This is a genomic window from Paenarthrobacter nitroguajacolicus (genome assembly GCF_031455195.1).
In the GTDB taxonomy this organism is placed as follows: Bacteria; Actinomycetota; Actinomycetes; order Actinomycetales; family Micrococcaceae; genus Arthrobacter; species Arthrobacter nitroguajacolicus_D.
In genome coordinates this window covers 106,900-118,279 of the sequence record NZ_JAVDSH010000008.1, presented here as the reverse complement: position 1 = coordinate 118,279, position 11,380 = coordinate 106,900, and the positions used below count along the sequence as shown (strand labels likewise).

At 62.9% G+C, this 11,380-nt stretch carries 15 protein-coding genes, 1 tRNA gene and 1 pseudogene; 14 read left to right on the top strand and 3 right to left on the bottom strand.

Annotated elements, in window-relative coordinates:
* The first annotated feature begins 22 nt into the window (after window positions 1-22).
* The 6 genes and pseudogenes from J2Y68_RS16655 to J2Y68_RS16630 all read left to right on the top strand — a co-directional run.
* Window positions 23-820, top strand: coding sequence for a hypothetical protein (locus J2Y68_RS16655; protein WP_309994905.1), 798 nt, complete (start codon window positions 23-25; stop codon window positions 818-820).
* A gap of 144 nt (window positions 821-964) precedes the next feature.
* The gene (locus J2Y68_RS16650; protein ID WP_309994904.1) at window positions 965-1,558 is read left to right on the top strand and encodes an alpha/beta hydrolase; all 594 of its coding nucleotides are present in this window, start codon (window positions 965-967) and stop codon (window positions 1,556-1,558) included.
* Between the two features lie 207 nt (window positions 1,559-1,765).
* Complete coding sequence (locus J2Y68_RS16645; protein ID WP_309994903.1) at window positions 1,766-2,263, top strand: hypothetical protein; 498 nt, start codon at window positions 1,766-1,768, stop codon at window positions 2,261-2,263.
* A 72-nt stretch (window positions 2,264-2,335) separates the two neighbouring features.
* Window positions 2,336-2,482, top strand: coding sequence for a hypothetical protein (locus J2Y68_RS16640; protein ID WP_309994902.1), 147 nt, complete (start codon window positions 2,336-2,338; stop codon window positions 2,480-2,482).
* A gap of 128 nt (window positions 2,483-2,610) precedes the next feature.
* A complete protein-coding gene (locus tag J2Y68_RS16635) occupies window positions 2,611-2,838 on the top strand; it encodes a site-specific integrase (protein ID WP_309994901.1) in 228 nt (75 codons plus the stop codon).
* A 26-nt stretch (window positions 2,839-2,864) separates the two neighbouring features.
* Window positions 2,865-3,059 (top strand): annotated as a pseudogene (locus J2Y68_RS16630) (tyrosine-type recombinase/integrase); the annotation flags it as partial.
* Window positions 3,060-3,264: 205 nt separating this feature from the next.
* On the opposite strand, the gene J2Y68_RS16625 reads toward J2Y68_RS16630, so the two are convergent.
* Window positions 3,265-3,354: transfer RNA gene (locus J2Y68_RS16625), tRNA-Ser, on the bottom strand.
* A 138-nt stretch (window positions 3,355-3,492) separates the two neighbouring features.
* On the opposite strand from J2Y68_RS16625, the gene J2Y68_RS16620 reads away from it, so the two are divergent.
* From J2Y68_RS16620 to J2Y68_RS16605, 4 genes are read left to right on the top strand one after another with little or no spacing between them, the layout of a single operon-like run.
* Window positions 3,493-4,506 (top strand): zinc-dependent alcohol dehydrogenase, encoded by a 1,014-nt coding sequence (locus tag J2Y68_RS16620; protein ID WP_309994900.1) that lies wholly within the window; start codon window positions 3,493-3,495, stop codon window positions 4,504-4,506.
* 3 nt (window positions 4,507-4,509) lie between these two features.
* Window positions 4,510-4,908, top strand: a complete 399-nt coding sequence (locus tag J2Y68_RS16615) for a 6-pyruvoyl trahydropterin synthase family protein (protein WP_211711465.1) — start codon at window positions 4,510-4,512, stop codon at window positions 4,906-4,908.
* Window positions 4,909-5,898: a glycosyltransferase family 4 protein gene (locus J2Y68_RS16610; protein WP_309994899.1), complete on the top strand. Its 990-nt coding sequence runs from the start codon at window positions 4,909-4,911 to the stop codon at window positions 5,896-5,898.
* Between the two features lie 27 nt (window positions 5,899-5,925).
* Window positions 5,926-7,140 carry a DNA glycosylase AlkZ-like family protein gene (locus J2Y68_RS16605; protein WP_309994898.1) on the top strand — a complete coding sequence of 405 codons (1,215 nt, stop codon included), beginning with the start codon at window positions 5,926-5,928 and terminating at the stop codon, window positions 7,138-7,140.
* 18 nt (window positions 7,141-7,158) lie between these two features.
* Here the strand turns inward: J2Y68_RS16605 and J2Y68_RS16600 are convergent, their stop codons facing one another.
* Both J2Y68_RS16600 and J2Y68_RS16595 read right to left on the bottom strand, forming a co-directional pair.
* On the bottom strand, window positions 7,159-7,539 hold the full coding sequence (locus J2Y68_RS16600; protein WP_309994897.1) for a VOC family protein: 381 nt from the start codon (window positions 7,537-7,539) through the stop codon (window positions 7,159-7,161).
* Between the two features lie 23 nt (window positions 7,540-7,562).
* Window positions 7,563-8,096 (bottom strand): nucleoside deaminase, encoded by a 534-nt coding sequence (locus J2Y68_RS16595; RefSeq protein ID WP_309994896.1) that lies wholly within the window; start codon window positions 8,094-8,096, stop codon window positions 7,563-7,565.
* 22 nt (window positions 8,097-8,118) lie between these two features.
* On the opposite strand from J2Y68_RS16595, the gene upp reads away from it, so the two are divergent.
* Genes upp through J2Y68_RS16575 form a run of 4 tightly spaced genes read left to right on the top strand, consistent with a single transcriptional unit; the run spans window position 8,119 to window position 11,351 of the window.
* Window positions 8,119-8,754 (top strand): uracil phosphoribosyltransferase, encoded by a 636-nt coding sequence (gene upp, locus J2Y68_RS16590; RefSeq protein WP_017198151.1) that lies wholly within the window; start codon window positions 8,119-8,121, stop codon window positions 8,752-8,754.
* Window positions 8,755-8,814: 60 nt separating this feature from the next.
* Entirely contained in the window at window positions 8,815-9,192 is a 378-nt protein-coding gene (locus J2Y68_RS16585) for a VOC family protein (protein WP_309994895.1), read from the top strand.
* A gap of 45 nt (window positions 9,193-9,237) precedes the next feature.
* Entirely contained in the window at window positions 9,238-9,921 is a 684-nt protein-coding gene (locus J2Y68_RS16580) for an HAD-IA family hydrolase (RefSeq protein WP_309994894.1), read from the top strand.
* A 38-nt stretch (window positions 9,922-9,959) separates the two neighbouring features.
* A complete protein-coding gene (locus J2Y68_RS16575) occupies window positions 9,960-11,351 on the top strand; it encodes a pyridoxal phosphate-dependent decarboxylase family protein (protein ID WP_309994893.1) in 1,392 nt (463 codons plus the stop codon).
* The last annotated feature ends 29 nt before the right edge of the window (window positions 11,352-11,380 follow it).

The window sequence follows — 11,380 nt, the reverse complement described above, 5'->3', positions numbered from 1 at the left end:
AAATTTGGTATCAGGGAAATTAGTGGATAACCAAGAATCGCCTCGGCTCAAGGCCGCCAGCGGTCCCCGTGAGTTCTGGCTGCGAATGCTTATTCCGGCGGTCCTTATCATCGTCCTATTGATGGTTCTTGTCGGATCAAGGCCAGGCGACGACATGGTTCCGGCCATGTTGATCGTTGGAGTAGGACTTTTGGCGAGTGTCGCTGTGGGGCTTAGGACAGGTGCTACGGGACCAACTTGGGTGATCTATCTTCTGATATCGATCGAAGTGGCTGTGCTGCTCGTGCTTCCGGCCCCTTGGCGTGGGTTCGCCCTGGTATGCGTCCCGGTGTCGGCCATCGGGTTCCTGATGGGCAGAGAGATTGCTTTCCTTCGCGCTGACAGGCGTCATGAATTTTCGCCTACTTCGTGGATTGTGGCAGGGGAGCCGATCGCGGATGTTACAGCGGCCAAGCAGCAGGCGCTGTCCCGGCTGCGGAGTTGGGAGAGCCCACGGGACGGGCGTTTTATTGTTGTTCTCGGTCATCGACGGTTCGAGGCTTGGGGTGGTCATGGGGAAGGATTTGTGGTGCATGTCGCTAATAATGATCGGGATCTCTCCACAATGCATGTCCTTAACCGGGTGCCTCATCAGGATGGGGAAGTCTCAGTGGCGCTGGATGGGCACGGTTTGGTTGGCTGGGTGCCCAGCAGCGTCAAAGTCCCCACATCGGTGGCGGAACAAGCTCTCGATGGATTTTTTGAGACCCAAGGGGCAAAACCTCTAGCCGGATGGGATTGGGAAGGCGGCGCACAAGCTCAGGAGTTGCGCTTTCTCTAGAAGGCGGTCAACGAACTCGGAGTCTGCGCCACCTCTTGGGAGCCGTCGAGGAACGTGGCCAGAGGTGTAGTGAGCTGGGAGGGGCCGTGGTGCAGGGGCAATCCACGGAATCCCCAACCAACGTGGCATGTGCAACAGGGAGTGATGGACATCGAGGGAAACACATATCTGCGCTTGATCGCTGTGCCAGTTCGCAAAGGTCTGGGTACGAGACCCCCGCCCGCGCCCGCACTGGATAACAACCTTAACCTCGGCGTTCTTGACGTGAATCGAGCAGTAGCGGGTGGGCATAAGCTCGCCGGGGCGCTCGGTGGCCTGTCTGCAGTCCGCGGTGAGAGTGCGCCGCAACTCAATATTGTGGCTCACTCGTACGGGAGTACCACTGCCGCGGTGGCCCTGACTCAGCCGGGTATCAAGGTGGATAACTTCGTCACTCTCGGCTCGGCAGGGCTGCCCGATAACGTCCATACCGCCGCTGACCTCAACGCAGGACACGTATACTCCGGTCATGCGCGCGCCAAGATACCTGGCGAAACCGAAAGCGGTGACCAGTGGGCCTGGACCGGCCGGGAAAACAGCCGTGACCACCACGTGAACCCGATCAAACCGGAGTTTGGTTCCCACGCCTTCGGCACTGATACCGGCGGCGACGCCGGACGGCCCGTCACCGACCACAACGGTCTCATGTCTGATGGTGGCGAACAGGCCGGTATTTTGACGAGCAAACAGAGTCTCTAAGAAATGTAGCCTGGGCAATCAGGGGAGAAACCGAGAAGATCACCCCGTATGTCCCGCTGGGGCCGACTGATCTGCAAAAGGCCCTACTGGAAGGAATGTCGAATGCCAGCGGTTAAGACGCATATTAGGATCCTCACGGCCGTGACGGCCGTGCTAATGATGGGAATGACAATAACCGCATGCGCTGAGAAGGAGCCAAACGCGACAATGTCAGACAAAGCGACACCGGAAAAGACAACGAGTGCCAGAGAAGGACGGGACCGGGCGGTCGAACTCGTCATCAACACCACCAAGCAGCTCGACGTCACCGGCTGGTGGCCCCGTAACGGCGTCGCCGGAGCACAGGAGTGCTCCCTAGGGTCGGGCGAGAAGGGAGCCAGCTATCGTTACGACCATTGGGCACCCCAAGGAACGAACCATGTTGAAGACGCCAAACGCGTAGCCGAGTCTTGGAAATCCCTGGGCATGACCGTACGCACCGTGAACCCAACGACACACCCGACCGTCTTCGCAGAGGGTGGTCCTGTTCTTCGCGCTGAGTTCGATACTGATGCATCTGACAAGTCGTACAGCGTTGGTGCCACTGCTCCCTGCTCGCCGGGAGACGCTTGGGAGCTCAACGTTGAGGATCAGACCGAGCGGGATCAGGGCAAAGTACTCCCCGGGGACGAAGGCGTTGTCGTTCGGAAAGACCCGCCAAAATAACTTCACGAGTCAACCGCCTCGGACTCTGGCTGCCGGTCCCTAGCCGTTCCCACTGTTGATAGCGTTCTCCTTATGTCTGAAGACGATAAGCCGAGTCCGCGTTTCCTGACGATTGAGCAGGTGGCGGAGGAATTGGCGACCAGCGAGGTGCAAATCCGCGCGATGCTGAAGGACAAGGACGCAAAGACTCCGCGCAAGCCAAGGGGGCCACTCTCGTAATCCGGGCATGCGGGGTCCTCGCGGCAATACTGGATGATGCGGTAGCGGACCGCAGGACGATCAGCAATCCCGCCCGTGGCGTTACTCTGCCGCGCAAGGTCAAGAAACCTCACGTCTACCTCACTCACGTGCAGGTGCATGCCCTGGCTGCTGCCAGTAAGTATCCGGCGCTCGTGCTCACGTTGGCTTACTGCGGCCTGCGGTGGGGTGAGGCCACTGGGCTTAGGGTCAAACACCTGGACATGCTGCGGCGGCGCTTCATGGTGGAAGAGAACGCCGTCCAAGTAGGATCCGTGATTGAGGTGGTTACGCCTAAGAATCACAAGAAACGGACCGTTCCGTTCCGCGGTTCCTGAGTGAGCAGTTGGCGGCTCAATGCGAAGTGAAGGGGCGCGATGATCTGGTATTCCCAGGCGAGGATGGTCACCACCTGAGACTGGCGCAGGTCCACGAGGACAATATGAGTTGGTTCGCCAGTGCTGTGAAGCGTTCCGGGATCCCGCGCATTACACCTCATGACCTTCGGCACTCCGCAGCGAGCTTCGCGGTCTCTGCCGGTGCCAACGTGAAGGCAGTCCAAAAGATGCTGGGCCACAGTTCGGCAGCGATGACCTTGGATGTTTACGCAGACTTGTTTGATGGCGACCTGGACTCAGTTTCAGACGCTCTAGATCATGCAGTTACACAGTCGAGTGTGGGCAAAATGTGGGCAGACGCTCAGCCTAGACATGAAGAAAGGCCCCGCTTCCCTCATAAACAAAGGGAAGCAGGGCCTTTCTCATTGGCGGTGACGGTGGGATTTGAACCCACGTTGGCTTTTACACCAAACAACATTTCGAGTGTTGCACCTTCGGCCGCTCGGACACGTCACCAACTGAAATAGGCTACCCGAGATTGGCCCGGTTCCCCAAAACGAGCCCCTCTGAACCCTCCCCAAAAGGCACGTGGCGTGCCCTTCACTCCACGCCAACTTCCGTCCAAAGCCCCACACCGATAGATTCGTAAGCATCATGACGATTTCGCAGGAACACGAACGGAAACCAGAGCACGAAGCCCACGCCTACTGGGTCACTGAGACGGGCGATGGTGAGCTGCGCCCGGAAGGCCTGCCAGCAAGGAAAGAAGGCGAAGCCCTCGTCAGGACCCTGTACTCAGGCGTAAGCCGGGGCACCGAGCGCGTGGTCCACGAAGGCCGCGTCCCGGAACGGGTGGCTGACCTGATGCAGGCACCGCACCAGGAAGGCGAGTTCCCCGGTCCCGTGAAGTACGGCTACCTGAGCGTCGGCACGGTAGAGCAAGGCCCGGAGGAATGGATCGGCAAAACAGTCTTCAGCCTCCACCCGCACCAAGACCTCTACGTTGTTCCCACCAGCAACCTCACCGCCATTCCTGAGGATGTTCCGGCCAAGCGCGCCGTTCTCACCGGCATCGTCGAAGTCGCCATCAACGCCCTCTGGGAAGCGGGGCCGCGCCTGGGTGACCGTGTCGCCGTCGTCGGTGGCGGTTTGGTGGGCGGCGTCTTGGCGACGCTCCTGCGAAAGTACCCGCTCGGTCGCCTGCAGCTGGTGGATGCGGACCCGGAGAAGCGCAACCTCGCCGAAAAGCTCAGCATCGAATTCGCCGAGCCTGAAGACGCCAAAAACGATAACGACATCGTCTTCCACTGCTCCGCCTCCAACGAGGGCCTCAAGCTGAGCCTCCAACTGGCCGGCGACGACTCGGACGTCATCGAGCTCTCTTGGTTCGCGGACAAGGAAGTCACCCTCCCGCTCGGCGAGGACTTCCACGCCCGCAGGCTCAACATCCGCTCCAGCCAGGTCGGCGCCGTGGCCCTCCCGAGAAGGCACCGGCGAACCAACGCACAGCGCTTGCAAGAAGCGGCGAACCAGTTGAAAGATCCGCTGTTCGACACGTTCCTGACCAGCGAATGCCAGTTCCGGAACCTGCCCGCCACTCTCGCCAAACTATTCGAACAGCCCGGCGGCTTCTGCCATGTGGTCGCATACCCCAACCCGGAGGATTAATACATGTTCAGCCTGACCGTCCGACGCCACTTCATGGTCGCCCACAGCCTTCCCCGCGAAGCCTTCGGTCCCGCGCAAGGTCTCCACGGGGCCACGTTCGTTGCCGAAGTCAGCTTCCGCCGCCCGGACCTCAACGACGACGCGATCGTTCTGGACATCGGTGCCGCCGGCGGCATCCTGGAAGAAATCCTGGCGGACCTGAACTACAAGAACCTCGACGAGCACCCGGCTTTCAAGGGCAAGCTCTCCACCACCGAGGCACTCGCCAAGCACATCGCCGACGCCATGGCCGCCCGCATCCAGGACACAGAAGACGGCCCCGCGCTCAGCGGGATCGACGTCGTCCTCCGCGAAAACCCGGACGCTTGGGCCGGCTATTCGCTGGAGCTCCCGGCCAAGTAGATGCACGTCCGCTTCCTGGTCCCGGGGAACGTCCGCCACGGCTCCGGCGGCAACAAATACAACGCCAAACTCGCGGAGCGCCTGACCGCCTTAGGCGCGGACATCGAGACGGTAGTGGTCGACGGCGATTGGCCGGTTGGCAGCCCAGCGGACAGGCAGCGGTTCGCGGAAGCGCTCGACGGCGGTACAACAGTGATTGCCGACGGCCTTGTGGCGAGTGGGGCCCCGGATGAGGTTGCACGCGCAGTGGGTGATGGAACCAGGGTCTGGATCCTGTCCCACATGGCGTTGGCGGACCACGATGACCTTGAGGCCAAGGCGCTGGCTGCCGCCACGGGGATCATCTGCCCGAGCGCCCACGCCGCAGCGGAGCTTGAGACGAAGCACGGGACGCAGGATATAGTCATCGCCACGCCCGGGGCCGACAAAGCAGACCCCGCCAAAGGATCGCAGCCGCGGCACATCGTAGCCGTGGCCGCACTGCTGCCGAACAAGAGCCAAACACTCTTGGTAGAGGCCCTCAGCCATATAGCGGATCTGCCGTGGACGGCCGCCCTCATAGGCTCGGAGGACGCAGACCCGAGGTACGCAGCGGAGGTGAGGGCCGCCGTCGAAAGTCACGAACTCCAAAGACGCATCAGTATCACCGGCGAGTTGACGGGTGAGGCGTTCGAAGAGGAGTGGCACAAAGCTGACCTCAGCATCCTCCTGTCCCGCTCGGAGAGCTTTGGCATGGTGGTCACTGAATCGCTGGCGCATGGCGTCCCGGTGATTGTCCGGCGGGGGACCGGGGCAGTTGAAGCGCTCGGTGACACAGGAGCGGGCGCGGCGCTGGACCTCAGCGACCCCCACAACCTGACAATGACTCTCCGGAACTGGCTGACCGACCCCGCCCTTCAGCAGCGCTGGCGCGGAGCAGCCATCTCAGCCCGTGACAGCCTGCGGAGCTGGGACGCCACTGCCGCGACGGTCCTGAAAGCCATCACGTAGCAGCGGCTGAGGGTGCAGAATGGGGCCATGACCGCCACCGCGCCCGCCGCAGCCACCCTCACTCCCGAGCGCCTTCGGGCGTGGGCTTGGCACAAACAAGGCCTCGACGGCTCACTGATCGGCAAGACCTCCGAGGAAGTTCTTGACCACGCCGGATGGGCGCGTTCGGTGGGTGGGGCCAACCCGTACCTCACGCTCTTCGCGCGGGCGGGGATCAGCCGCGATCAGGCAGACCAGGACGTCAAAGCCCTGAAAATCCATGAACTCCCTACAGCCCGCGGATGCACCTACGTCCTGGGGCAGGCCGACTACGCGTGGGCCCTCCAGATCGGCCGCGACGCCGCGATTGCCCCGTTCAAAGTGCTGGCGAGGCTGGGCGTAGAGCGCGGCGAAGTCACCCTCCTTGAGGACGAAGTGGAGCATGCCCTCAAGGAATCCAGCAGCCCCATGGACCCCAAACAGCTCAGGGACGTACTGGGCGATTCGGTCCGCAGCCTGGGAGAGGAAGGCAAGAAGAGGGGTGCCTCCACCACACTGCCAACTGCTCTCGGGCTGCTGCAGGCGGACGGCCGTATCCGCCGCGTCCCCGTCAACGGCCGCCTCGATCAGCAGCGCTATGCCTACACCGGTTGGGGCCTGCAGCCCAGCGGGATGGACGACGACGGCGCCCGCCGCCTCCTGCTCGAACGGTACCTGCGCTGGACTGGCGGAGCGACCTTCAAGCAGACCCAGTGGTTCACCGCGTTTACCGTGGCGCAGAGCAAAGTGGCGCTCGCTGGCATCGGGGCTGTGGAGGTGCCAACAGCGAACGAGGACGTGCTCTGGATGCTGCCCGCAGACGTCGATCGTTTGGCGGACTTCGACGTGCCGGGCGACGAACAAATCCAGCTGCTGGCAGGCACCGATTCACTGGTCCTCCACAGGAGGAACTCTGCGGACATGTTCGACGACGAGGACAAAGGCAAGAAAGTCCTGGACACCACGCTTGCGCTTCAAGCCGACCTCCCGGATCACCCCATCCTGGACCGGGGGAGGATCATCGGGCTGTGGCAGTACGATCCCGGCAAGGAACGGATCGCCGCCTGGACCTTCGATCAGCCGACGGAGGCGGTCCGCGAGAGGATCACGCAGGTGGAAACGTGGATCCGGGAAGAACTCGGCGATTTCCGCTCGTTCAGCCTTGACTCGCCAGCATCACGCCAAGTGCGGATCGACGCCCTGGATGAGGCCGCCGAAAGCTGACGCCTTCAATGAACCAGCTCAGCCCGAACCGTACGGACGGGTGATCGCCTCAAGGAAGTGCCCGTCCGGATCGGAAAAGTAGATGCCGCGGCCGCCGTCGTTGTGGTTGATCTGTTGCGCGCGGGACCGGGCAGGGTCCGCCCAATAAGGAATGTGCTCGGCAGTGATCCGGAGGAAGATCTGGTCGAACTCCTCTTCGCTGACCAGAAAGGCGTAGTGCTGGGGCGCTATCTCCCCGGACGCCTCAAGGAAGTCCAACGCGACGCCGTTCTCCAAGGAAACAGTGACAAAGGACCACATGGGCTGCGGCTTGGGAAGTCCGAGAATGCGTGCCAGGAACTCGGCAGACGCGTGCTTGTCGGTTGCGTAAACGATGGTGTGGTTGAAGGAAACTGACATTGCTACTCCCACAAAGAAGAGGATCAGGCCGGGCGATTACCCCCGCCGGGCACGCGATGAGAGGCGAAGAACTCCTTGAGCAGGGCCGCGCATTCCTCCTCCCGCACGCCCGCGTAGACCTCCACCCAGTGATTGAGACGGCGCTCGCGGAGGATGTCGAACACGGATCCCACCGCTCCCGCCTTCTCGTCCCACGCGCCAAAAACGACGCGCGGAATCCGGGCCAGGACAATGGCCCCGGCGCACATGGCACATGGCTCCAAGGTGACCACCAGCGTGCAGTCCTCAAGCCGCCAGCCGTCACCGTCCGAGCCCGCCTCCGCCGCGCGCTGGCGCAGCGAAGCAGCCGCTTGGCGGATTGCAACCACCTCCGCGTGGGCGGTCGGGTCCCCATGCGCTTCCCGTTCGTTGCGACCGGAACCCAGCACGCCGCCGTCGGGCCCCAAGACGACCGCACCGATCGGTACGTCGTCCGTTTTCAGTGCCAGCCGGGCCTCGTCCAGGGCAAGGCCCATCCAGGCCGTGTGGTCTGCGTGATACGGCTCGGTGGCGTTCATGTCTCAATGATAGTTTTGGGGGATGCGCACACTCGTCGTGGACCACCCGCTGGTCGCTCACAAGCTCACCGTACTGCGGGATAAGAACACCCCTTCACCGGTCTTCCGGCAACTCACTGAAGAACTCGTCACCCTCCTGGCTTATGAAGCCACCCGCGAGGTCAAGACGCAACCAGTCGAGATCGAGACCCCCGTCACCACCACCATCGGCACGGCTTTCACCAAGCCCACTCCGCTGGTTGTCCCCATCCTGCGTGCAGGCCTTGGCATGCTTGAGGGCATGACCAAGCTGGTCCCCACGGCCGAGGTCGGCTTCCTGGGCATGGCCCGAGATGAAGAAACCCTGGACATCATCACCTACGCCGAGCGCCTCCCCGAAGACCTTACCGGTCGCCAAATCTTCGTCCTGGACCCCATGCTTGCAACCGGCGGCACCCTGCGCGAGGCCATCAAGTTCCTTTTCAAGCGCGGCGCCTCGGACGTCACCTGCATCTGCCTGCTGGCCGCTCCTGAGGGGTTGTCCAAGCTTGAGGAAGAGCTCTCCGACGCCAACGTGAAAATCGTCCTGGCCTCGATTGACGAGAAGCTCAACGAGAAGTCGTACATCGTGCCGGGCCTGGGCGACGCCGGCGACCGTCTTTACGGCGTGGCCGGCTGATCTCCACAGGGAACGATTGACCCCTACCGGTTTCCGGCGCGCCCCGTTAGCCTGTGGCGCATGGACTGGAAACTTGAACTGGTGTTTGTCCCTGTGTCCGACGTCGATCGCGCGAAGGACTTCTACGTCAATAAAGTTGGTTTCAACGCGGATTTCGATGAGCGTCCCTCGGACAGCATCCGCTTCGTGCAGCTGACTCCGCCGGGTTCGGCGTGTTCCATCGCCATAGGCGAGGGCCTGAGCGACGCCCCTCCCGGAACAGCCCCGAGCCTGCAAATCGTGGTCAGCGACATCAACAAAGCGCACCAGCAGCTCAAGGACAACGGAGTGGACGTCAGCGATGTCGACATCCAGGACTGGGGCCACTTCGTCTACTTTGCGGACCCAGACGGCAACAAATGGGCGTTGCAGTACCTTCCGCAGCGGCCCAACGGCTGAGTCACACTTCAACACCACACCCTGAGTGTGCGGCAGGATGGAACCATGAGCCATCCTGCCGCACCCGTGTTGACTGTTCGTGCCGTCCTCTTCGACATGGACGGCACGCTGGTTGATTCCACGGCGATCGTCGAGCAAGTGTGGCTGGAATTCGCTGAGCGATACGGCTTGGACTTCAACGAAATCCTGCGCACCTCCCATGGCGTCCAGGCCGGCGACACCGTGCGTCGGTACGCGCCGGCCGGTGCTGATTTCGAAGCACTGACAGCAGAGCTCGGCGAGATGGAGCGTTCACGCACGGACGGCGTGATCGCGCTTCCCGGTGCCGAGGCGCTTTTGAAGGCCCTTCCCGACGAAGCAATCGCGTTGGTTACCTCTGCTGACAGCATCCTCGCCGACATCCGTATGCGGGCAGCCGGGCTCACCATGCCGTCCACCACCGTGACCGCCGAGTCAGTTACCCGCGGCAAGCCCCACCCGGAGGGTTACCTCAAGGCTTCTGCGCTGCTGGGAGCCGACCCGGCCGACGTCGTGGTCTTCGAAGACGCACCCGCGGGCATTGCGGCAGCCCGCGCTGCCGGGATGCGAACCGTGGTGGTGGGCAACGCCGCTGCCAGGCACAATGCGGAACTGGAGCCGGGTATGTGGCGGATAGCGGATTATTCGGCCGTGACGGTCACCTCGGTAAAGGATGACGACGGCGGTCATCTCCTCACGCTGACCCTCTAGCACTGTTCGGCCCGGCTTGCCGGGAGTAGGCTGTGCGCATGTCTGCGATGCCGGAGGCGTACGGTAATGCATTGGGGCGGGCCATGGTGCACGCCGGAGATTGGCTCGCATCGGTGCCCACCCGCCCTGTCCGCCCGTCCTCCGATGCCGACCAAGTAGCGAAGAGCATTATCCCGCGACTGCCTGATGAAGCCACCGATGCCGCGGAAGTAGTGGATGAACTCGCCGCCTTGGCCGAACCCGGGCTGATGGCCATCCAGTCCGGCAGGTTCTTCGGTTGGGTCATGGGCGGAACCCTCCCCGCTGCCATGGCCGCAGATTGGCTTGTCTCCGCCTGGGATCAAAATACCGGGCTCCGCTTCGCCACTCCCGCCGCCGCCGCGATCGAGGAATCAGCTGCGGCTTGGCTTTTGGACCTTTTGCACCTGCCCGCAACCGCCGACGTTGGGTTCACCACGGGTGCCACCACCGCGAACTTTGTTGGGCTGGCGGCTGGTCGTCAGTATCTGATGGACGAGGCCGGCTGGGACCTCGAGGCGCTGGGACTCAACGGCGGCCCCCGGATCACCACGTTCGCAGGGCGGGAACGCCACGCCGCTGTGGACCTGGCGTTGCGGTACCTGGGTTTGGGGGCGTGCGTTCCCGTGGACGCTGATCGCGAGGGGCGGATCATTCCGGAAGCATTGGCCGAAGCCATGGATGAGCAACCGGGGCCAACACTGGTGTGCTTGCAAGCGGGCAACCTGCATTCGGGCGCTTTTGATCCCATGGCCGAAGCCATCGCCGTGGCGCACGACCGCGGAGCGTGGGTCCATGTGGACGGCGCGTTCGGCTTATGGGCAGCCATCAGCCCGACGCTGCGTGAACGGCTTGCCGGACTGGAGGAAGCCGACTCCTGGGCCACGGATGCCCACAAGACGCTGAACGTTCCGTACGACTGCGGGCTTGCCATAGTTTCCCGGCCCGAGTCCTTGAGGAGGGCCTTCAGCGTCCACACCAGTTACCTGATCGCCACCGAAACAGGGCTGGGCGACCCTCTGGAGAAGGTGCCGGAGATGTCCCGGCGCGCCCGCGGCATCCCGGTGTGGGCGGCCTTACGCCAACTGGGCCGCAACGGAGTGATCGCCATGGTGGAGCGGCTGGCAGCGAACGCCCGGGCACTGGCCGAAGGGCTGGCCGACATTCCTGGCGTCGAAGTCCTCAACGATGTCGTGTTCACGCAGGTCTCTGTGAGCTTCGGCAGCGACGACCGGACCCACCGCATCACCCGGCGACTGATGGCTGAGGGGGCGGTGTGGATGTCCGGGTCGTCCTGGCGCGGCCGGGAAATCCTCCGGATCTCGGTGAGCAATTGGTCCACCGACGCCGGAGACGTGGCCGCGTCCATAGCGGCAGTGCGGGGCGCAGTGGCGGCCGAGCCGGAAGCGTAGACCCAGCGGAACTCCTTTCACCTGACGAG